Here is a 22,753-nt window from a genome sequence, read left to right on the forward strand (position 1 = left end):
AAATATAAATTATATTTAAAGGGAGTTAGTAATATGCAAAGTAAAGTAAGTATGGTTATGCCTTGTTATAATAAAGTGAAGTATATAGGGGAAATGTTCGATTCTATTCTAGCACAGGAATGGGACAATATTGAGCTTATACTTGTAAACGATGGTTCTACGGACGGGACACGTGATGTAATAACAGAATATGAGCCTAAGTTCCGAGAGCGAGGATTTGAGGTCATCGTAGAGGATCAAAATAATGCTGGAGTATGTGCTGCTGCGAAAGCTGGACTTGGTCTGGTTACTGGCGATTATGTTTGCATGATTGATAGTGATGATGAACTTGATCCCAAATATGTTTCTTTGATGGCAGGCTGGCTCGATGAACATGCTGACTACGATTACTGTATTTGTGGTGGTGCTCACTATATGGGGAGTGGTAGTAATAAAAAGTTTGAACCAATAAATTTAAACAAAATAAAGGATAAGGAGGATTATTATACTGAGCGATATCTTCTGACGGATATTCGTCCTACCGTGTGGATCTACTTAGTAAGGGCAGAATATCTTAGAAAATGTAATGTAAAGGAAACTTACTTTACAGAGACGAAGGGCTCACATGAGCCAGGTTATATCATTCCGCTCACCATAAATGCGGGCAAGTATAAATACTTTCCTTTACCCTTATATCATTTTAATGCGGCAGATTTAGGACATTCACGTTATGACAATTTTGAGCAACAAAAAAAATTCTATGATGATTATTTTGAGTTATGCGAAATTGCAATAAACCTGTTACCGGATGATGTCGCTACTTTGGAAAGAAAAGAGAATTTAATTAAAACTGCGTTGATTTCAAGAAGCATAAACATAGTTCGTTGTGCTACAAACTTAGCTAATGGTGACCAGTACTTAAATAAATCTTTAGAGGATTTTATTGGAAATGTAAATGAAAGTGGGCTTTTGCCCTATAAAATAACTCTGGAAATTGTTGAAAATTTCGGCTTTAATGTGGTGAGTCGTTTTGTTAGTAATTTCTTGACTGGATACACTCCTGAAAAAGCGGGTGTTCTATCTTCCATTCGAAGCAATCCTGGAAGAGTTATTGCCTATGGGGCTGGAAGAGTAGCTAAACGTATATTACCAGATTTTAAAAATTATAATTTAATTCCCAATGAAATATGGGATATCAAAGCATGTCCGGGTGAACACTTCTATGAAATTCCTCTAAAGCAGCCTGATTTTAATTCACTCACGAAACAGGATTCGATGATTATATTGATGCACAGTAATAAAGATGTTGAATCTAGCTTAGAGCAGACAGAAGTGAATGTATTTTATTTTCAAGATGTCCTTGATGAGTTAGTTCTCGAACGCTTTTCAGAGCAACTAGTTAAGAATAATTGAAAAATATTAGAGGAGCAAACAAAATGCAATCAAAAGTTAGTATGGTTGTTCCATGTTACAATAAGGTTAGATATATCTCTGATATGCTAGATTCGGTTATTAAACAAAATTGGAATAATATTGAAATTGTTTTAGTTAATGATGGAAGTACGGACGGGACTAGAGAAACTATTAGTAAATATAAAAAAAAACTAGAAGCGCGTGGTTATAAGGTTATAATTCTGGATCAGGAAAATCAAGGCGTAGCAGCGGCAATTAAAAATGGATTAGAATTAATTTCAGGTGAATTCGTGTGTTTTCCAGATTGTGACGACTTATTACACACGGAGTATGTTTCAGCTATGGTAAATGCGTTAAAATCATTTCCTGAAGTTAATTGTGTAGTTTGTGATGTAGTGGGAAATGGCCGGGTATCATGGTCTCCTTCAGAAAATGAACTCTCTGTAGTTACGTTGCTCCAAAACGAGCAACGAATATTGTTGAAAAAATTTATTTTAGCTTCATTTTTTCAATCTGCGTGTGTAATGATGATGCGAACATCACTTCTTAGCAAGTTATGTATTGTTCAGAATTTTAAAACCAATGTAAAAACTACTCAAGAACAGCAGATATGGCTACCAATTTTGGCTTCGGAGAAGGCAATCATCCATCTGAATAGGAAACTGTATACCTATATTGAGCGTGATATGTCAATCGAAACCTCAGTTACGGACATAAATGCCATTTACGACTATGCAGAAGATCGATATAAATTGACTCAGAAAATTCTAAATCATTATGTTAGCTCAACAGAAAATCTGAATTATTTTGTTGAATTATCTAATATAGTTAAATATCTAATGATATTGGCTCGAATAAATAAACACGGGTTAGAAGAATATAAACAAATTAATATTGAACAGTATGTAAAGGATGTGAATGAAGGTGGACTCCTGCCCTTTAAATTAACAACGCAAATCGTAGATGAATTTAGTTTCGGCATGGTGTCCTCGGCGGTTAACTATTATTTGACTGAATATACACCCGAAAAAAAGAAGGCAGTACTATTTAATCGAGGAAAGCAAAATCGACTCATAGCCTATGGGGCTGGTAGGATAGCAAATAGATTATTACCAGTATGTATTAAATTGGACTTAGTTCCAAATGAAGTATGGGATATTAAGCTATGTCAGGATGATCATTTCTATGAAATTCCATTAGTAAAACCCAAGTTTGAGTCACTCACGATGAATGATACGGTTATTCTATTTATATACGATAAAAAAGAGGTTGAACAAAATCTGCAAAAAACAGAAGCCAGTGTTTTATATTATCAAGATCTACTAATTGAATTTTTTTGTAAGCTCAATTAAAACTTATGTAGACATATCTTTATTTCTTCACATAAGTTGATAATAAACTTATTATTTTGAGTTACTTTTGAAATGGGAGTGAACTCATGCAACCTAAAGTAAGTATGGTAATCTCATGCTTTAACAAAGTTAACTATATCTCGGATATGCTTGATTCTGTACTTACACAGAAATGGGATAACATTGAGATTATCTTGATTAATGACGGCAGTAATGATGGTACCCGAACTGTAATTGGTAAATATGAGGGGAAGCTCAGAGACCGAGGATATGAAGTTGTCATTGTAGATCAAGAGAATCAGGGAGTAGCAGCGGTGGTTAGAAATGGTCTAAAACTTGTGACAGGTGAGTTTGTCTGTATACCTGATTGTGATGATTTGCTGCATGAGGAATATGTTTCAGCTATGGTAAATGTACTGGAACAATTTCCTGACGTAAATTGCGTTGTTTGTGATGAAATAAGAAATCGTTGGGATGTAGGATTTGCTCCAGTAGTAAACATTTCTACAACCACGTTGGTATCTAATTATAACCAGAATTTATTGGCAAGTTATATTATGAGGAAAATTTCAACCTCTGTCGCAGTACTCATGTTTCGAAGTATATTAATTCATGAATTAGGCTTAATCAAAAATTTTATTACCCATCTAAGTCAGACTCAAGAGGATCAGATATGGATTCCAATCTTATCCTCAGAGAAGTCTATTATTCATCTACACAGACCCTTATACTCATATATTTTGCGGGCAAATTCCATCGTAACATCACAAATCGATATCGAACAGATCAGCAAATACGCAGAAACCAGAAGCTTATTGTCTCAGAATACTTTGAAAAACTGTATGGACTCTATGAATAAATTAGAATTACATCTATTTTTGTTAACTTTATGTAAATATTCTTTTGTTATAAGAAGGATAAGCCGTAATCAGCAGTTAGAAAACTATAAAGAATATTATGTTCATAAATTTGTAGAGGCTGTAAATGAAACTGACTTCCTACCTTGTAAATTAGATGAGTATGTTGATAGAAAAATAGGATTTTCCGTAGCTTTCAATGCGGTTAGTAATTATCTGACACAGTACTCTCCTGAAAAGAAGAATACTTTACCTACTGTTCGTGACACAAAAGGCCGTCTGATTGCTTATGGTGCAGGTTTCGTTGCTAAGAGTGCATTAGAGGATTTTGTGAAGTGTAATGTAGTACCAAATGAGATATGGGATATTAAAGCACAGCAGGGTGATCATCTTTTTGAAATTCCGCTTATGCCACCTGACTTTGATTCACTTAAAATAGAAGATACAGTTATCATATTCTTGTATGGCAATCAGAATGTAGAATATGAACTGCGTAAAACAAATTCAAATATATTTTATTTTCAGGATGTGCTCAATGATTTAAGTGCTGAGTGTTTCGCAGAATTGGTTGTGAAGCAGGAGGAATAATAAGAAAAGACATTCAAATTTCAATCCTAGAGAGTGTGATGACATGAAATTCGTCCTATTTGGCGCGGGCTTGCTGGGTAAGTCATACTATTCGTTGCTAAAAGATAAATACGATATCGCGTACTTTGCTGATAACCATCCTGAAAAACACGGAACAACTTTTCTGGATCTTACAATTATTAGCCCAGAAGAAATTTCTGAGAAGGGTATATCCGTTATTATAACGAGTAGTTATCATCTTGAAATAGCTCAACAGCTATATGAAATGGGGATTAAAGAGTTCTACATTCCCAGTAAATATGGCACCTCTGATCTGACACGTATAGATTTGAGTGAATACGGGCTCATACAGGAAATACCTAATAAAATTTGTGTTATTGGACATCATAACGCTGGTGCTGTTTCAAAAGCATTATTAGAGAGTAACACACATGATGATATTAAAGTTGTGCTTGTGAAAGATTCAAAGAGAAACAACGAGTACTATTACCATTATCTATCGAGTAGTCTAATTATCACACAATATAGTGAGCAATGCGGTAACAAGAAGTCAATAGAATTGTGGCATGGATTCACTATAAAAGCTCTTTACTTTATGAGCCAGGAAAAAAACGAGAGAAGCCTGGCTATGAGCAAACATGATATTTTCAATAATAAAAAAGCAGTTTGTTCAATGTCACACTTATATAGTGTTTTTATGGGTTACTGTCTACACTTGGATTTTAATAAATTCATTATAACGGGTTACCCACGTAACGATATGATCTTCAAATCCGATGGTAAAGAAATGCTGGAAAAACTGACAGGGCCTATAAAACAGTGTAAAATTTTATTCTATGTGCCAACCTACAGAGATTCGCTATACACTAAAAATGGTGAAAGTGCGGCTTTTATTAATGATATGCTTGGGTATGATGAGGAAGTATTCAATGATTTTTTGATTAAAAATGATATTCTCTTTCTATATAAACAACACGCTGTACAGCTTAATCGGAAAATGTTCAAAGGTTCAAAAAACATCATCGAAATTACCGATGATATGTTGCATACCAGTGATATGGATCTTTACGAAATTTTAAATGGTGTGGATGGACTGATTTCAGATTATTCATCCATCATTATAGATTTTCTGCTCACGGATAAACCAATCATTTTGACTCCGTTAGACCTTGATCAATACAGCAAAACAAGGGGATTAATGATGGAGCCGTATGATGCCTGGATGCCGGGGGAAATAGCTCTTGACTATAATCAATTTCAGCAAGCAGTTATTGACTCACTTTACGGTGAGGATAGGTTTAAGAAAGATAGAGAACGTTTAAAGCGCATAACTCATAAATATGCAGATGGAAACTCCTCGGAACGGGTGCTTGCTCTCGCGCGGAACTTGTTAGAACTGGATGGACAAGACACGAAAGTATTGGAGGATTCGGTTTAAATGAAGAAAATAAAGGTACTCCAATTTCCAATAGTTAATCAACGCGGTGGAATAACACATTATGCAATGAGAAACTGGGATTTTATAAATAAAGATAAATTTCAATTTGATTTTGTAACGTTTAGTAAATCCCTTGATTTCGAAGATGAATTAACTACACATGGGTGCAAAGTTTATTATGTATCATGCTATGCGGAGCAAGATCAAGAGCAATTTATATTAGAAATAAGAAGTATTTTATCCGAGGGTTACGATGCGATACATTTGCATACCGGTTATTGGAAAAGTTTCTTAGTTGAAGAAATTGCAATTGAATTGGGAATACCGATTATTATTGTACATGCGCATAACATGATGGTTGATATAAATGATCCGGGTTTAAGACAAAAGGCAATTGAGAGACATGAGAAACAAAAAAAACTGTTTATGCCGAACCATGCTACACATTTTTTGGCCTGTTCTCAGTTAGCAGCTAATTGGCTGTATGGATCTCAAATTCCAAGGGACAACATTCGTATACTAAAAAATGCTATTGATACAGATAAATATGCTTATAATACAGAGGTTCGTGAAGAATATAGGGAGAAATTAGGTCTACAGAACTCCTTTGTTATTGGTCATGTTGGAAGATTTGTCTATCAGAAAAATCATGAAATGTTATTAGAGATTTTCACGAAAGTGAGTAAGGTAATTCCAACTGCAAAGCTAATGTTGATTGGAGATGGTGAGGGGTTTAATTCCGTTAAAGAAGCAGTATTCACTCATGGAATGGAAGATCGTGTGTTGCTACTCGGGCGGCAACCAGATATTGAAGTTTCCAAGTTGATGCAAGCTATGGATATTTTTTGTAATCCTTCTAGATTTGGTGGGCTTGATCTTACGTTAGTTGAAGCACAAACCTCAGGTTTAAAGTGCCTAGTTACTGCCGATATTATGCCTGAATCAAAAATCACAGAAAACCTAGAATTCTTACCGCTAGAAGTTGACGTCTGGTATGATGCCATAATTGAATTATCCAAAGGGTATCCTCGTACCGATTGCAAAGATATTGTAGCAAATGAAGGCTATTCACTCACAAATCAAATTCATGAGCTTGAAAAAATATATTCTGCTCAAGTATGAAAAATGGTACGGTCTACTATTAGCATGCCTTTGTTTTGACGGATTTTCAATTCACGTGCGACAGTGCCTCTGAGAAAGATTTGTGAGTGGTATTCCAATCTAAGCATGTTTTGTTTTTGGCCTGTGATTGATTAATTCAAGTGATCCTCCAATTGAGCGAAATCAGTGCCCTTAGAGTGAGAATCTCAAATTACCTACTCGCATTTTCGTGGGAACTGCGTTGCCAAGACGGATGGTGATCAGCAAAATAAATGTGTAGGCTATGGATTATTTCCAGATTGGTGTAACATACAAAATTCTTGCTTCGGTCAGTCGTGGATGTCAGGAAGGCTCCCGTTGAGTACTAAGAGATTGCTACACCGATTGCAATCTCCATACACAAAGCAGTACGGTCAAATAAGAAACGGCGTGTATCGACGTGTTGTGTATTCAATCAAAGTCGCTACACAGCAGTTCATCTGAACATTCCTAAATATATACAGATGACTTACTTATTTCCTGATAAGTCCTCTGGGCTTGTTCTGACAAATAGGCTTTTAATGGCTCAGGTCTGCTCCAACTCACGACAAATGTTCGAAGGATGCTGTCCCTGCTCTTTTGTAATAGCTCGTGAACTCTTGCCTTGCTGTTTTATACGAATTAGGTCAGGGGCAATTTCTTTATTTTCAGTAAGTGTAGCTCCTCATATTACAATCTGAGACACATAGGGTTAAAGCATTTATTGATATCTAGCTCATGTAAGGTAAAAGTATTCTAGGCAATGAAACTATTGTAAAATGATGACATATTCATATCCACATCATGCCATATAATATGTTAGAAAATGAATTAGAGTAAATTCACATTTGTTCTTTGGATACATTAATTTTATTGTTTTAAGTTCTACTCGACGCATGGAGTGGGTGATGCTGTAGGTTAAACAGAATTTTTAATAAGAGAATAGTTGATTTCGGAGTGGAAAGAGACGCGAGTGAATTCGCGTCTTTCTTTTTTGACTGTTACACGGGATCACTTCAAATTCCTCGCCTGTCCATCAATCTACTGTAAAATGCATTACTGAACTATACAACATTTTATTGCGAATAGGGTCAAATGTGACTTGGTGCTGGACCAGCTTCACTCGTAAAAGCAGCGCTTTGTTGACGCCGATTCGTTCATCGATCGCTCGTTCCAGTTCTTGAAAGTCATAAGCTTGAAGGCATTCAACCTTGTCTTTGATCATATCCAGTGAAATTTCCATATGTGATTCAAACCTCCATTTTGTACAATTGGCAAATGAAATAACTCACCCGAGCTTCATTGTAGATGAGCTTATGGAGAGTAGCAAGTGAAAATGCTCCTGATCTACATATCAGGGGAACGTTCTGGTCGTAGCTGACCAATAACGGTAAAATGAGGTCACGATGCGAAAATCTACTGTAAACTAAGGCTGAAAATCCAATAAAGACGTGATAGAATCGGAAAAGGGCGAAAAGTCTCATCACTCAGTTCATGGTTCCAGATAATAGATGTATCTGGGACGATCTACTGATTCACTGAATATTTTACGGGCAACCACTGCCCTGATGTATAGAGGAGCTTTTGAGATGACAAAGGAAAACTTTTGGCGTGATTTGCCGCGACCATTTTTTATACTGGCACCGATGGAAGATGTGACGGATGTCGTGTTTCGGCATGTCGTAAGTGAAGCGGGCAGACCGGATGTGTTTTTTACGGAGTTTGCGAATACAGAGAGTTATTGTCACCCGGAGGGGCACCATAGTGTGCGCGGGCGGTTGACGTTTACAGCGGATGAACAGCCGATCGTGGCTCATATCTGGGGAGATAAACCAGAATTCTTTCGTGAGATGAGTATCGGTATGGCAAAGGAAGGCTTTAAAGGCATCGATATTAACATGGGGTGTCCTGTAGCGAATGTAGCGGAGAATGGAAAAGGAAGCGGACTGATCTGCCGTCCCGAAATTGCAGCCGATATCATTCAAGCTGCCAAAGCTGGGGGACTACCTGTCAGTGTAAAAACACGGCTCGGTTTCACAGCTGTAGACGAATGGCGCGACTGGTTAACCCATATCTTGCAACAGGACATTGTGAATCTGTCTATTCACTTACGAACGAGAGAAGAAATGAGCAAAGTAGATGCTCACTGGGAACTGATTCCGGAGATTAAAAAACTTCGTGATGAGATAGCGCCCAATACTCTTCTAACGATTAATGGGGATATTACTGACCGTGAGACAGGCCTCAAACTTGTGGAACAATATGGTGTGGATGGCATTATGATTGGACGCGGTATTTTCCAGAATCCGTTTGCTTTTGAGAAGGAGCCGAAGGAACATAGCAGTGAGGAATTGCTTGATCTGCTGCGGCTGCATCTGGATCTCCATGATCAATATTCAGGACAGGAGCCACGTTCGTTCAGCGCGCTTGCTCGTTTCTTTAAAGTCTATGTCCGTGGATTTCGAGGCGCAAGTGAACTTAGAAACAGCTTAATGAACGCCAAGTCGACAAGTGAAGTTCGTACGTTGCTTAATGAATTTGGGAGTAAGGATCAAGATGAGGAACGTGAAGAGGTCTCTCCAAAAGTAATAACTTGATTAACGGCATGACCAAACGATTCGATCTAATCAGAAGCTATTTCTCATGGAATGGAGGATTAGCTTCTTTTTTGTGTCTTTGTAAGGGCTTAATAATGATAGAATAAGAAGAAGCACGATGTACGGATTGGAGAGAGAATGGGTATGTCATTAGTAATGTTGAAGGAATTGATGAACGGAACTGAAATGAACATCACCTCCTTTTTAGATGTAGCAATAGGGTTGACTGAATCAGTACATAGGGCTCATAAGCAAAGTACATTTATGGGTCATTTGAATCCAAGCGGGATTCAAATTCAAATGGATCTGAATGTAGCTATTCTTACTGATCAACGATTGATAGATTACACGTACGTATCTCCCGAACAAACGGGAAAAATCAATCATATGCCGGACAAGCGCAGCGATCTGTATGTCCTGGGAATGATCTTTTATGAGATGTTAACCGGTCATCGGCCGTTCCATGCACAAAGTACAGAAGAATGGATACATGTACATCTTGCCGTTGTGCCCAAGCCTTTAAGCGACTGGCGTTCAAGTCTGGCAGGCTCGCTGGAGTCGATGATTATGAAGCTGTTGTCGAAGAAGCCGGAAGAGCGTTATCAGAGCGCATATGGTTTATTAAGTGACTTGAAGAGATGTGCTACATCGATGAAGGAAACGGGAGAGGTGGTTTCTTTCGAGATCGCACGTGCAGATGAGGCTAGTCGATTCAGGCTTCCTCGGACTCTCTTTGGTCGTGAGAGGGAAGAGAAGGCTCTCCAATATGCATTCGAACAGGCAAGAGCGGGCGCATCTTCGTTTGTCTTTGTTAGTGGAATGGCAGGCAGTGGTAAAACGGTGCTCGTTCGAGAACTTCAGATGGTAGTTAGAATGGCTGGTGGTCGGTTCGTTAGTGGTAAATGTGATGTGCTGAATCGAGATATTCCGTTTTCTTCATTGCTTGAGGCCTTGCGAAGTTTAATTCGGCAGATATGGAGCGAATCCCCTGACAGTGTGGCGAAGCTGAAGAAGAAATTAACAAAGGCATTAGGTACAGGAGCAGCTGTGATTGTGCAGATTCTACCAGAAGCTGCGGAACTGTTTGATGAGATTCCAGCCATAGAACCGCTGCACCCTGCCGAGGCCGCTATTCGCTTTAACCGCCTGGTACCTATTTTTATAAAAGTTTTTGTGGATACACAGCATCCTCTGGTTATTTTCCTGGACGATCTTCAATGGGCAGACCCCGCTACCCTGGATGTTCTTCGCACCATCGTACATGATCAGGCACGACCGGGCTTACTGGTGATCGGTGCATTCCGGGATGAGCTTGCTACAGGAACGCAAATTCATGAAGAAAATCAAGTGGATGCAGTCGCATGGATGAAGGACTCATTGCACTTGCAGGGTGAATCACAATTAACGGTTGATCATATCAAACTCGGGGCTTTGTCCTACATTGAAGTGAGACAATTCGTATCGCATGTTCTTGCGGAGAACTCTAGTCGAATTCGGTCGCTCGCAGAGGTATTATACCACCGAACAGGTGGTAATCCGCTGTACTTGAATCGTCTTCTGGACAACCTTTATCGGGAAAACAAGCTCTATTATAATGAGTTCGAGGCATCCTGGGCCTGGGATCCATCAGTCATCACACAGAAGCCTGTGAACCCGGACATTCTTCATTTGATAGAAGCTCGTATTCATATGCTGTCCCCCGAAAAAATCGAGTTACTAACGATTGGCGCAGCGATCGGACATCGTTTCTGTTCATCAACGCTTTCTTTAGTTAGTGGTTACACTGTGCTGTATGTCCGTCAACTGTTGCATGTGCTAGAGGAAGAGGGATTACTACGCCGAGAACATGATAATGATGAAGCAGACGGGGATGAACGTTATTATACGTTCTTGCATGACCGTATTCAGCAGGTAGCCTACAAGAGAATGTCTGATTCGGACAAAACGAGCTTGCATCTGACGATTGGCCGTGTGATCCGCGATCATCTGTCCAACCAGAGTGAATTTACGATATTTGATATGGTGTATCACTTGAATCTGGGCAATGAGAAGATGATGGATAACGCAGAGAAGAAAGAACTTGCTGAATTCAACTATCAGGCGGGTTTGAAATCTAAGGCGTCAACAGCCTATACGGGGGCTCTGCATTTTTTTGATATCGCTACACGTTTGTCTGGTGATGACTGGAAAGATACAGCCTCGCTTAACTACCGTATCATGGTTGAAGTGTCCGAATGTGAATATATGTGTGGTCATACAGATCGTGCGGAGGAGCTACTTGCAAACTTAATGTCTTGTACCACTAACGTGGTTGAACGTATTCATATTTACTTGATACGTATTGCCATGTATACGTATTTGAAAGAAGACGCAACAGCTGTAGATATTGGGAAGCAGGCACTAGCAGAATTGGACTGGCATTTACCGAACCGGCCTTCCAAAGCATTGGTTATAAAGGAAATCATGATGACACAGAGTGCCCTGTTCAACAGGCGTAATGATGTACCACATCTTCCCATTAATCGGGACCCCCATTATAAAGCATTATCAGATCTGGTTATGGCGATTTCGCTCTCGGTCTACGCACAGAGTCTCGGACTGTCCGCCGTGTTGTTCTCAAGATTTGTTCGTTATGGTCTCAAACATGGCAACAATGAAGCATTCTCCTACATGCTTGCCAGCTATGGTATGGTCGTTTATAAAATGTCTGGTTTCTATACGGGGGCTCAATATGTAGATCATGCATTCTACCTGGCATCTTCCTTTGACAGCGCTGACTTGCGAAGCAGATTATATTATCTTAGAGGTCTAATCCGAATGATGAATCCGGAGGAGGCAGCTAAGCAATTTGAGCAATCCATTCAATATGGGATGGAATCGGCTAATCTAAACTATGTTAGCATTGCGATGATGACGCATATCACCAACTACAATGGCGATCTGAACGCATTGTCTGCTCTGCTAAAACATTATGAAGAGATTTCGCAGCAGCTTGTGGACGGAGTCACGCTTAATATTTTTCGTATTACAAGAGGGTACATTGCACAAATGCAGGATGGGGCCGTGGAGAGCGATGAAGGGGTTACACCCTTAAAGAGAGAGCAATATAGAGAGATTTTGAACAACGAAGTGTATTATACATGCACCTGCAAAATCGAAACGGCTTATCTGTTTGGACGGTATCGGGAAGCCCTTGAATGGGTAGAGAGAGGAGAATGGAATACCTTTCTCCAGACTCGTGTGCATATTCGTAAACAAAGGATATACCACTCGTTAACCCTTGCTGCCATGTATCCAGAAGTATCCGTAGAAGAGCAGAAGGGGATCCGTCTCGTGCTGCGCAAGCACTTGCGTGCGATGAAGCGATGGTCCGGTTATTATGGTAAGGATTCGGCAACCTATGTGCTCCTGACAGCTGAACTCCATCGAATAGAAGGCAATTGGGCTGCTGCTGCCTCGGTATACGAGAAAGCGACCCGGTTAGCCCGAAATGCGGGCGAGGGGCTAATGGAAGCGATATCTTGTGAACGAGCATCCAGTTTCTATCGGCAGTTGGGAAGTGTAAACGGTGCGGAGGCTCTTATTGCCGATGCTTGCGATGCATATTCAAGATGGGGAGCCCATACAAAAGCAAGAATACTGAGAGCAGTGGATCAACATAGGAGACCGGATGTGATTAAGTTCGAAGGGGCAGCAGATCAGGGAATCATGGAAGAGAATATAACAGTGGATACCCTGCGTGAATCTCCGTCTGCTTTTACTGTAGAACATAGGAAAGATATGTCAAACCCGGAATGGGTGAGTTCGCTCGACAATTGTACAACACCGTCGGAATTCCTGGTATTGGCCGTTCGATATTCGGGTTCGGAGAAGGGATATATTCTCTATGGTGATGGTAAGAGGTTTTCTGTGAAGGAAGAAGCGGGTACTGTGAATCATGAAGGGGGCGTTTCATACGCAGAATCCATCGTTCGTTATGTGGTGAAAACAGGTGAACCCGTCATACTTGCGAATGCTGCACGCAGCTCTTATTCGGCGGACCCCTCTATTATTAGAAGTCAGTCTCAATCCGTGTTGTGTATGCTCATTCTTTTTCCTGGAGATGCATCGCCATCGATGCTCTACCTGGAGAACAATCTCTTATCTGATGTCTTCACGGAGGAACGGTTAGAGCTATTGGAGCGAATGATTGCTCGGATGATGTATGTGAAATCGTTGAAGGAGTCTCAGAGACAGCACAATGTCGTGAGTGCTTCAAAGGCACTGGTTGAACCGCTGACCAATCGTGAAAAAGAGATCCTGTACGCGCTGACGGATGGATTGACGAATAAGGAGATTGCCTATCGCTTCGGATTAACAGAAGGCACAGTCAAAAGTTATATACACAATGTATATGGGAAACTGGGAGTGAAAAGAAGAAGTCAGGCAATCGCCCGTGCTGTGGAATTAGAATTAATCCATTACCCATAGGGTCATACCTACGAGAAGTCAGGAATAGAGCCATGAAACGGCTCCATTCCTGACTTTTTTCTACATTATTTGCGGACCCCTAACTTTAGTTAGTGTTTTTTTTTATGGCTTAGTGCCTATACTTATGTCCGAATTCAATAGTGGTATGGAGGAGAAAACGACATGAGTACAAGATTTCGAGCAAGTAGGAAAGTAACATCTATCATCTTAGTAATGTTGATGGTACTAGGCGGATGGAACGGGCTGTTCGATAGAGGGAATCAAGTATCTGCTGCGTCAGGTGTAGAATTCGCAGGAGGAACGGGTACGAGCAATGAGCCTTATCTCATTGAAACGGCTGCCCAGCTCGACGAGGTCAGAAGGCATTTGGGCAACAACATACATTTTAAGCTAATCGCGGATATCGATTTGAGTGGTTATGCGGAAGAAGAAGGCTGGGAGCCAATAGGTAATGTTTACAGTTCGTTTTACGGAAATTTGGACGGCAATGGTTTCAAAATTTCAAATCTTACAATTAATCGACCACAAAGTACTGGTGTTGGGCTTTTCGGAGAAATTAATAGTCCAGGAACAATTACTAATATCGGATTGGAAGATATCGATATTGTGGGTGCAAGAGAAGTAGGAGGCTTGGCAGGGCGCAGCTCAGGAACAATTACCTCTAGTTTTACAACTGGAAGCATAAGAGGTGAAATAGAAGGTGTCGGAGGCTTGGTAGGGTATAATAGTGGGATAATCCGCAATAGCTACAGCAATGTGAGTGTGGAAGCGCGGCAGTACGCAGGAGGTTTGGTGGGGGTAAATTATTCTGCGATCTACAATAGTTACGTCTCAGGAACGGTAAATGCAGACTATTTACCTGGAGGCTTAGTCTCTAATTCTTATCATATAGTCCAAGATAGCTTTTACGACAGTGACACAACTGGGCAAACTGATACGGGCAAAGGAACAGGTAAACAGACTTCAGAGATGAAGAATCCAAGCACGTATGCAAATTGGGATGACGTATATTGGGGATTCGATCCGGATGTGAATGAAGGCTATCCCTATTTGAAAGCTTTCTACCGTGAAGTGAACTACGACGGTAACGGTAACACTGGTGGAGATGCACCAATTGACAGTAAACCGTACTCCAAAAATGCAACGGTTACCGTGAGTGTAGCTACCGATTCTTTAGTCAAAACCGATTACGTTTTCGGGGGATGGAATACGTTAGCGGACGGTAGTGGTACGAGCTATGTGCCTGCAGATACATTCTTGATAACCGAGAATACAACCCTGTATGCACAATGGCTGAGCACCAAAGCTACTTTGACATCTGGGTTTGGAATGGTGAGCACGGGCGAGACAGCGACTGAGACGATTAGGAACATTCCGGGCGATGTGACGTTAGAAGAGTTCAAGGCAGCAATCACACTGGCAGCGAATGCTACGTTCGAGATTTATGAGGCCGATGGAACCACGGTAGCGACGACATTGGCATCGGGCAATAAGGTCATCGTGACGGCTCAGGATGGAGCAACGAAGATTGCATATACTGTGACAGTGAATGCTATTAATGTAATTTCGACTGCAGCGATTAGTGGGGTACCTGCGCCAGTCGCGGGAGAAGTACCAGTTCGGGAGACAACTACAGAGGAATATACCACATCAATTGTTTGGTCTCCGGAGGTTGCTTCCCGATTTGCAGAGGGAGAGACCTACTCGGCAACGCTGACGATAACGCCTGAGAGTGGTTATGTGTTGACGGGAGTGCCTTCGAATTTCTTCACGATAGCGGGGGCAACAGAGGTAACGAATTCAGCGGATTCTGGAGTGGTAACCGCGACATTCCCGACAACCGATACGGTATTTTCCAGTGGATCGGGAACAACAGAAGATCCTTATCTCATTGCAACCGCGGCCGAGCTTAATAAGGTTAGGTATTACTTAGAAGCGAGTTTTAAGCTGACAGCGGATATCGATTTGAGCGGCTATGCGGAAGGCGAAGGCTGGATGCCCATTGGTGATGGGAATGGTGCATTTACAGGAAACTTCGACGGCAATGGTTATACGATTGCGAATTTAATGATTAGTAGGACTAATTCTGACGAACCTGTAGGACTATTCGGATTAATATCAGATGGGACGGTCCGAAATGTCATTCTGGAAAACATCGATGTAGGCGGTGGAACGTATGTTGGTGGACTAGCGGGAGCAAACTCAGGAACGATCACGAACAGCGGGGTCATCACAGGAAGCGTCAGCGGGAACTTTGCAGGCGGATTAGTCGGCGTGAACGGAAGCAGCATTACCAATAGCTTCTTTGCGGGAAGTCTGAGCGGAGCGACAAGATATGTAGGCGGATTAGTCGGCTATAACTATGGCACAATTAATGATAGCTTATCTACTGGAAGCATTAGCGGTCAACATCGGACAGCAGGCGGATTGGCAGGAAGGAATGATGGATCTATCAGCGACAGTTACGCCAATGGAAGCGTGAATGGGGAGCGTTTCGCTGGCGCATTGGTTGGCGAAAACTCGGATAGTACCGTCAACAACAGCTATGCTACGGGTGCCGTAACTGGCGAAGGAAGCTTGGGCGGCTTAGTTGGAACCAATGATTGGGCCACCAATAGCTTTTACGATAGCGAGACAACGGGACAAACGAGTTCGGGGACAAGTGGCGGTACGGGGCTAACGACAGCGAAGATGAAGCTGCAAACCAGCTATGCAGGTTGGGATTTCGTTCAAACATGGGCAATCGATTCCTCGATAAATAATGGGTATCCTTACTTGAGGAGCTCTCAGCTTCATAATGTTACCTATAACGGCAACGGTGAAACCGATGGAGAATTGCCGAGTGCCGAAACCGCCTATGTGCGGGGAACAACGGTAAGCGTTATCGGAAACACCGGCAATTTGGTCAAGACAGGTTATGCATTCGCGGGATGGAATACGCTAGCGGATGGAACCGGCAAGAGCTACTCGGCGGCAGACAGCTTCATGATTACGGAAAGTAAGACGTTATTTGCTAGATGGATCGGCACGAGTGCGACGTTAACCTCTACAATTGGAACGGTTAGCGCGGGCGGAACATTGCAAGAGACAATTACGAATATTCCGAGCACAACGACGTTAGAGGCGCTAAAGGCAGCGATCACGCCGGCAGAGAATGCTACGTTCGAGATTTATGAGGCGGATGGAACAACGGTAGCGACAACATTAGCGACGGGTAATAAAATCATCGTAACTGCTGAGGATGGAATGACCCAGGTTACGTACACCGTGACGGTGATCGCACCTCCAACGCCACCGAGTGGTGGAGGCGGTGGTGGAAGTGCTCCGGCTCCATCGAGTGGTGGGGGCAATAGCGGAAGCACTCCAGCACAGGCTCCAGGGAAAGTAACGTCCACAAACGGCAGCCTCACGCTTCCGGTGGGAACCCTGGGCGAAGTTAGTCTGGAAGATGGATTAACGATCACCGTTCCTGCGGGCGCAGTGAATCAGGAATTAAAAATAACGATGACAAAATTGTTGGATACGACAAATGTTGTCGTGAACCAAGAGGTTTTTGCAAGCCGGGTCTTCGAAGTATTGAAGAACGTACCAGGTAAGTTCACAAAACCTGTCACGTTAACCTTTGCCTTCGATGCGAGTCTGGTGAAGAGCGGCCAACGGGCAGGAATCTTCTATTTCGATGAAGTGAATAAGGTATGGGTAGAAGTGCAGGGCAGCAAGACAAGCGGGAATTCCATCGCTGTCGAGGTGGATCACTTTACGAAGTTCGCTGTGCTCGTTGTGGGCTCCGCGACAGAGCTTCCCGGCACAACACCTGCTGATACGGAAATTAGCGTAAGCGATATCGCAGGACACTGGGCTGAGGCACAGATCAAGCAAGCCATCCAGGATGGAATCGTGAACGGTTATACGGATGGAACGTTCAAGCCAGGTAAAACGATAACCCGTGCGGAATTCACGGTCATGCTGATGAACACATTGAACGCTCAGGAAGCAGGCGCAGAACTGGCGTTCACGGATCAATCGAAGATTGGGACTTGGGCACAGGCAGCGGTAGCACAAGCTGTGCAAGTGGGTATTATTAGCGGATATACGGATGGAACTTTCCAGCCGAATGCGAACATTACACGGGCAGAGATGGCAACGATGATTGGCAAGGCATTCGAGTTGTCCCTGGACGGTTCGGCGGTGACTTCATTTGCCGATGATCAGGCCATTCCAGTCTGGGCGAAACATGCGGTAGCAACGCTGCAAGCACGTGGGGTAGTCCAAGGTACGGGAGCGAACACCTTCAATCCTCGTGCGCAAACGACAAGAGCAGAAGCGGTCGTGATGCTTCTGAATATGTTGAATGTAGCCGAGGGACAAAACGTTCAGTAAGTAGAAGTATACGAAAAGTCAGGAATAGAGCCATGAAACGGCTCTATTCCTGACTTTTTTCTACATTATTTGCGAAACCCTAACTTTAGTTAGGGTTTCTTGCTTCTCAGTCCTGAAGTGCAGCGGACCGGCGTTCCTAGACCATCAGCGGGAATATGTCGGCTGTTCCATCGCGACCGGCTGAGGATTGGCAAGCACCCATAACACCGCTAACTCGGATAATCTGGCAGGTGCTTCGTAATCGGATCCATTGCGAAGCCTGTTTACCAAGTCTGCTGCCTCTTGGAGAAGTGCCGGGGCGAGTGGCGCACCAGTACCCAGGTGAAGAATCAGTGCATCCAGCATCTTGCGATACTCCGCATCCCAGTTTCCACCGCCATTATCCAATACTTCATGGGACACACGTCCTGTGATGCGGATAACCTCTCCTTGTACTGTTTGCGCATGTCCCTGGGCCGGGATAAGATATTCCCACAGCTCTTGGTGTTGCTTGGTCCAAGTGGTTGCCTTTACCTGAATAGGTGCAGTCCCATCGTGTATGATCCGATTCGCTATAGGCTCGACAGCAAATAGTCGGTACAGTTTGATCAGTGCGTCTGAAACGTCATCGACCTTGTCCTTATTGAACTTCTCTCGGACGAATTCAAAATCCTTACCGATCCGCTTCACCGATTCGTTCATATCCGGGGTGAGCGATGCTCCGGCATCCAGCAGAATTGCTGTAATCTCTGCCAGATTGACTATATCGCTATTCCTGCAATTGACTAACCCCTTAGCTAATGGGGTATTTCCCTGTTTATTTTCTACGTTAATAGTAGCGCCATGTTTTACCAACTCTTGAACCACTTTGGTTCGATACCCACTGACCGCTGCATGTAACGGTGTTTCATTTTGATAATCCACAGCGTCCAGATCCGCACCTAATTCAAGGAATAAGGGTACATTTCCTGACCAGTGTGAGGCATGGGCATGTAAAGGCGTACGTTGATATTTGTCGCGTGCATTAATGTCTGCCCCTTGCTCTACCAGCCAGCGGACCAATTCATCCGAAATATGCCGAAAGCTGAGGGCCGTACCTTTGCTGTAGCCCCCGCGGGCATCCCATTCGCATTGCTCAAAGACCTCTTTTACGGTAGTGATATCATTATCTTTAACGAGTTTTTCCATATGAGCAGGTAAGGTTGCTTCCTTCGTAGCCATTACACTCTTCCTCTCCTTTGTGAATAACAACGTATGTTCCAATGGTAGGCTATGGCGATTTAATAGTAAGTAGATAATTTTCTGCAATTTTATCACATAGGGGAATTTAAAACCAATAACTGGGTTTCTTGCATCGTCAATTTGTTTGGCTGTGATATAATTTAGGTGAATGTTGATTTTGGAGATTGGTTGAAAAAGTTAAAATGAACGCCGTAACTTATGCGGTAGTTTTTCGATAATAGGAGGATCTATGTCCTGGAGTAAATTAAAGCAACAACTGGAGAGTTTCCTTAGTCCGGCGTTAGTTGGAAGGGTGGAGTACCGTGCTACCAGCTATCGCTATTCACCTGACAAATCAGGCAATTGTTATATTACTGTAGATAAAAAGAATGTACTCAATATGAGTGATGCAACAACCTCAATCCGATGGTATCAGACGGAGCAGGAGATCAAGAACGACCCGGAGATCATGATCCCTGTGAACGATGAAGAGATTGAAGCTATTCGAAAAGATTCCAAAGGGCCTATTCCCGAGGATCGTCTTCAAGTCATGGCAAGAAGCAGAAAAATCTCTGTACATGCCAAAGAGCTTTTGTTGGCCCAGGCCGCACTCAGTAAATCGAATTTTACCGTTGCAGCAACGACTTATTTATCTACTTCTATAGAAGATAATCTGGAGAGCAATGATATCTTGTTTAATATTTTGGCTTTAATGGACCGACGCGTTGGCAAAAAGCGAATTCTGAACATGTCCGAGCAGGTGAAGTTAAAACATCCAGCTGTGCAGTATTTCTATGAAATACGGCGTAGTACGTTGTGAATTGAATAACTTTTGATATAGCTTTTAACTATAACCAGTTATGGTTTTTAAGTATCTCTTCTAACTCATATCCGCGTGATATGATATGGGTATACAACGAGGGGGTTTTTACATGACTGATAAGTTCCAGATCGTAGGAAGTTTATTGCGGCCGGATGAGCTGCTGAAATATAAAACGCAAATTGAACATAATGATGATATCCAGTATCCATTCTATGAAAATTACGAAGGATATGAGAAGTGCGAGACTGAGGCTATCAAACAAGTGGTCGCTAAGGAAATCGAACATAACCTGTCTATTATTACAGATGGCGAATTCTCCAAATCGATGTGGCATCTGGACTTTGTATGGGGATTTGGCGGAGTGAAGCGTTACATCGCGGATCACGGCTATTTTTTCAGAGATGTGGACGGAACTTCGAAATATGAAACACGCAAAGATATTGGACTGCGCATCACTGATAAATTAAGTGGAAAGAACCATCATTTCATTCAACTGTTCCAACAACTGCAAGACACGGCTGGCGAGCAACAAACGAAACTTTGCGTACCGTCTCCTTCCCATATTTTCGGTGAGCTTTCCTGGTCGGATAACATTGGTGGAACGGATGCTGTATATCAAAACATACAGGAGCTCAAAGAGGGTCTTGTGATCGCGTATAAGGAATTCGTGGAGGAATTCGCTGCAGTTGGCGGTAAAATTCTGCAATTCGATGATTGCTTGTGGGAGCTGTTTGCAGACGATAACCCGAACTCTCCGTTTACAGGGGAGCATATTAATCAAGATGAAGTATCAGGTCTCGCAACTGAATTTATTGATATTAACAATACTGTGATTGACTTCGGACATAGCCTTGGCTTGAAAATGTGGACACATAACTGCCGCGGCAATTATGATTCCCGCAACATGGGCGGTGGATCGTATGCCAAAATTGCGAATCTGTTCCTGAAGCAATTGAAGTATGACCGTTTCTTCCTGGAGTGGGATGATGATCGTGCGGGTTCAATTGAAGCTCTGGAAGTGTTCAAGGATAGACCTGAAACGGAAATTGTACTGGGTCTGTTGTCATCCAAAACGAGTACACTCGATGATGAAGCACGCGTTGTCCGTTTGTTGGACGAAGCGTCCAAAATTATCGATAAGGATCGGCTGCTGCTGTCTCACCAATGCGGCTTTGCATCCTGCGATGGCGGTAACGAATTAAGTGAAGCTCAGCAATGGGCGAAGATTGACCAAGGTCAGAAGATCGCCAAGCAATACTGGAACAACTAATTTGAAATAGCACCATCTTGAATGAATAGAGATGACTCATGGGCCGTTAATGGACCTGTGAGTCATCTTTTTTTATGAGACACGAATGTGATTCATCTCACTTTCATGCCCTGCCAACTACTTTACACTTAATGGAATGTGTATGAGGAGGAGAATGGATGATGATGCCTCAGATGAAGCCACGCGACTATGCGAAGTATCCGTTCATCGTGATCTGGGAAGTGACTCGGGCGTGTGCGTTGAAATGTCTTCATTGTCGTGCAGAAGCCCAGTATAGAGCCGACCCAGGGCAGCTTACAACAGAGCAGGGGAAAAGACTGATCGATGACATTGCGGCAATGGAAGAGCAGCCGTTGTTTGTCTTTACGGGTGGCGATCCGTTAATGCGTCCGGATTTATTTGAACTGGCGGAGTACGCAATTAAGGAGAAGCAGCTTCCTATATCTATGACACCCAGTGCGACACCGAAGGTGACGAGAGCAGCGATTACCAAAGCCAAGGAAGTGGGCTTATCCCGCTGGGCGTTCAGTCTGGACGGGTCAACAGCCGAGATCCATGATCATTTTCGCGGAACCAGAGGTTCTTATGATATGACGATGAAAGGGATCGAGTTCCTGCGAGAAGCTCATATTCCGGTTCAGATCAACACGACCGTTTCCCGGTATAACTTGCACGATTTGGAGGCAATAAGCCACAAGGTGAAAGAGATGGGCGTGGTGCTATGGAGTCTATTTTTCCTCATTCCAACAGGTAGGGGTCAGGAGAAAGACATGATCAGTCCGGAGGAGCACGAGCAGGTCATGAAGTGGATGGTACACATTGCGCATGAGATGCCTTACGGGGTGAAGTCAACGGAAGCACCTCACTATCGCCGGGTGATGATACAGGAGCGTACGTCAGCAGGATTGGAGAAAAGCTCAGTGAAACGTGTGGATATGCTGGGGCGTGCGCCGCAAAGTGTGAATGATGGTGATGGTTTTGTATTCATTAGTCACACGGGGGATGTCTATCCCAGCGGGTTCCTGCCGGTAGTCTGTGGCAATGTGAAGGAACAGTCTTTCATTGATGTATACAGGGAATCCCCGGTGATGCAGACGTTACGAGACAAGTCCCAACTGAAGGGCAAATGCGGAGTCTGTGAATTTAAGACCATGTGCGGTGGCTCAAGGGCAAGGGCGTATGCGATGACGGGAGATTATGTGGCGAGTGATCCTGCGTGCGCTTACATCCCAGCGGCGCTGCGAAAATGATGATACGGTGGGAAGTG

General features: G+C 42.7%; 13 protein-coding genes. 11 read left to right on the top strand and 2 right to left on the bottom strand.

The window, feature by feature from the left end:
- The first annotated feature begins 33 nt into the window (after positions 1-33).
- The 5 genes from HF638_RS23335 to HF638_RS23355 all read left to right on the top strand — a co-directional run bounded on the left by HF638_RS23335 (position 34) and on the right by HF638_RS23355 (position 6,749).
- A complete protein-coding gene (locus tag HF638_RS23335) occupies positions 34-1,392 on the top strand; it encodes a glycosyltransferase family 2 protein (protein ID WP_169482307.1) in 1,359 nt (452 codons plus the stop codon).
- 23 nt (positions 1,393-1,415) lie between these two features.
- Positions 1,416-2,744: a glycosyltransferase family 2 protein gene (locus HF638_RS23340; RefSeq protein ID WP_169482309.1), complete on the top strand. Its 1,329-nt coding sequence runs from the start codon at positions 1,416-1,418 to the stop codon at positions 2,742-2,744.
- Positions 2,745-2,830: 86 nt separating this feature from the next.
- Positions 2,831-4,189 carry a glycosyltransferase family 2 protein gene (locus HF638_RS23345; RefSeq protein WP_169482311.1) on the top strand — a complete coding sequence of 453 codons (1,359 nt, stop codon included), beginning with the start codon at positions 2,831-2,833 and terminating at the stop codon, positions 4,187-4,189.
- A gap of 43 nt (positions 4,190-4,232) precedes the next feature.
- A complete protein-coding gene (locus tag HF638_RS23350) occupies positions 4,233-5,627 on the top strand; it encodes a CDP-glycerol glycerophosphotransferase family protein (protein ID WP_169482314.1) in 1,395 nt (464 codons plus the stop codon).
- Positions 5,628-6,749 (top strand): glycosyltransferase, encoded by a 1,122-nt coding sequence (locus HF638_RS23355; protein ID WP_169482316.1) that lies wholly within the window; start codon positions 5,628-5,630, stop codon positions 6,747-6,749.
- A 1,033-nt stretch (positions 6,750-7,782) separates the two neighbouring features.
- On the opposite strand, the gene HF638_RS23360 is transcribed toward HF638_RS23355, so the two are convergent.
- On the bottom strand, positions 7,783-7,989 hold the full coding sequence (locus HF638_RS23360; protein ID WP_169482318.1) for a DUF2536 family protein: 207 nt from the start codon (positions 7,987-7,989) through the stop codon (positions 7,783-7,785).
- Positions 7,990-8,335: 346 nt separating this feature from the next.
- Between HF638_RS23360 and HF638_RS23365 the strand changes: the two genes are divergently transcribed.
- The 3 genes from HF638_RS23365 (at position 8,336) to HF638_RS23375 (ending at position 18,193) form a co-directional block, all read left to right on the top strand.
- Positions 8,336-9,343, top strand: a complete 1,008-nt coding sequence (locus HF638_RS23365; protein WP_169482321.1) for a tRNA dihydrouridine synthase — start codon at positions 8,336-8,338, stop codon at positions 9,341-9,343.
- A 144-nt stretch (positions 9,344-9,487) separates the two neighbouring features.
- Entirely contained in the window at positions 9,488-13,813 is a 4,326-nt protein-coding gene (locus HF638_RS23370) for a BREX system ATP-binding domain-containing protein (RefSeq protein WP_169482323.1), read from the top strand.
- Positions 13,814-13,975: 162 nt separating this feature from the next.
- A complete protein-coding gene (locus tag HF638_RS23375; RefSeq protein WP_169482325.1) occupies positions 13,976-18,193 on the top strand; it encodes an S-layer homology domain-containing protein in 4,218 nt (1,405 codons plus the stop codon).
- A gap of 144 nt (positions 18,194-18,337) precedes the next feature.
- Here HF638_RS23375 and HF638_RS23380 read toward each other — a convergent pair whose 3' ends face one another.
- Positions 18,338-19,393: an ankyrin repeat domain-containing protein gene (locus tag HF638_RS23380; RefSeq protein WP_169482326.1), complete on the bottom strand. Its 1,056-nt coding sequence runs from the start codon at positions 19,391-19,393 to the stop codon at positions 18,338-18,340.
- A gap of 250 nt (positions 19,394-19,643) precedes the next feature.
- On the opposite strand from HF638_RS23380, the gene HF638_RS23385 reads away from it, so the two are divergent.
- The 3 genes from HF638_RS23385 (at position 19,644) to HF638_RS23395 (ending at position 22,736) form a co-directional block, all read left to right on the top strand.
- Positions 19,644-20,213, top strand: a complete 570-nt coding sequence (locus HF638_RS23385; protein WP_169482329.1) for an SF0329 family protein — start codon at positions 19,644-19,646, stop codon at positions 20,211-20,213.
- Between the two features lie 112 nt (positions 20,214-20,325).
- Positions 20,326-21,486, top strand: coding sequence for a cobalamin-independent methionine synthase II family protein (locus tag HF638_RS23390; RefSeq protein WP_169482331.1), 1,161 nt, complete (start codon positions 20,326-20,328; stop codon positions 21,484-21,486).
- A 161-nt stretch (positions 21,487-21,647) separates the two neighbouring features.
- Positions 21,648-22,736 carry a TIGR04053 family radical SAM/SPASM domain-containing protein gene (locus HF638_RS23395; protein ID WP_169482425.1) on the top strand — a complete coding sequence of 363 codons (1,089 nt, stop codon included), beginning with the start codon at positions 21,648-21,650 and terminating at the stop codon, positions 22,734-22,736.
- Positions 22,737-22,753 lie beyond the last annotated feature (17 nt).

The sequence above is a fragment of the Paenibacillus sp. SZ31 genome (assembly GCF_012912005.1).
Lineage (GTDB): Bacteria > Bacillota > Bacilli > Paenibacillales > Paenibacillaceae > Paenibacillus.

Bases quoted from the DNA above. Each gene is read 5' to 3' on its own strand.
- HF638_RS23335 (WP_169482307.1), top strand. From the start codon at position 34: ATGCAAAGTAAAGTAAGTATGGTTATGCCTTGTTATAATAAAGTGAAG.
- HF638_RS23385 (WP_169482329.1), top strand. From the start codon at position 19,644: ATGTCCTGGAGTAAATTAAAGCAACAACTGGAGAGTTTCCTTAGTCCG.
- HF638_RS23360 (WP_169482318.1), bottom strand. From the start codon at position 7,989: ATGGAAATTTCACTGGATATGATCAAAGACAAGGTTGAATGCCTTCAA.
- HF638_RS23380 (WP_169482326.1), bottom strand. From the start codon at position 19,393: ATGGCTACGAAGGAAGCAACCTTACCTGCTCATATGGAAAAACTCGTT.
- HF638_RS23375 (WP_169482325.1), top strand. From the start codon at position 13,976: ATGAGTACAAGATTTCGAGCAAGTAGGAAAGTAACATCTATCATCTTA.
- HF638_RS23365 (WP_169482321.1), top strand. From the start codon at position 8,336: ATGACAAAGGAAAACTTTTGGCGTGATTTGCCGCGACCATTTTTTATA.
- HF638_RS23355 (WP_169482316.1), top strand. From the start codon at position 5,628: ATGAAGAAAATAAAGGTACTCCAATTTCCAATAGTTAATCAACGCGGT.
- HF638_RS23390 (WP_169482331.1), top strand. From the start codon at position 20,326: ATGACTGATAAGTTCCAGATCGTAGGAAGTTTATTGCGGCCGGATGAG.
- HF638_RS23340 (WP_169482309.1), top strand. From the start codon at position 1,416: ATGCAATCAAAAGTTAGTATGGTTGTTCCATGTTACAATAAGGTTAGA.
- HF638_RS23350 (WP_169482314.1), top strand. From the start codon at position 4,233: ATGAAATTCGTCCTATTTGGCGCGGGCTTGCTGGGTAAGTCATACTAT.
- HF638_RS23370 (WP_169482323.1), top strand. From the start codon at position 9,488: ATGTCATTAGTAATGTTGAAGGAATTGATGAACGGAACTGAAATGAAC.
- HF638_RS23395 (WP_169482425.1), top strand. From the start codon at position 21,648: ATGATGCCTCAGATGAAGCCACGCGACTATGCGAAGTATCCGTTCATC.
- HF638_RS23345 (WP_169482311.1), top strand. From the start codon at position 2,831: ATGCAACCTAAAGTAAGTATGGTAATCTCATGCTTTAACAAAGTTAAC.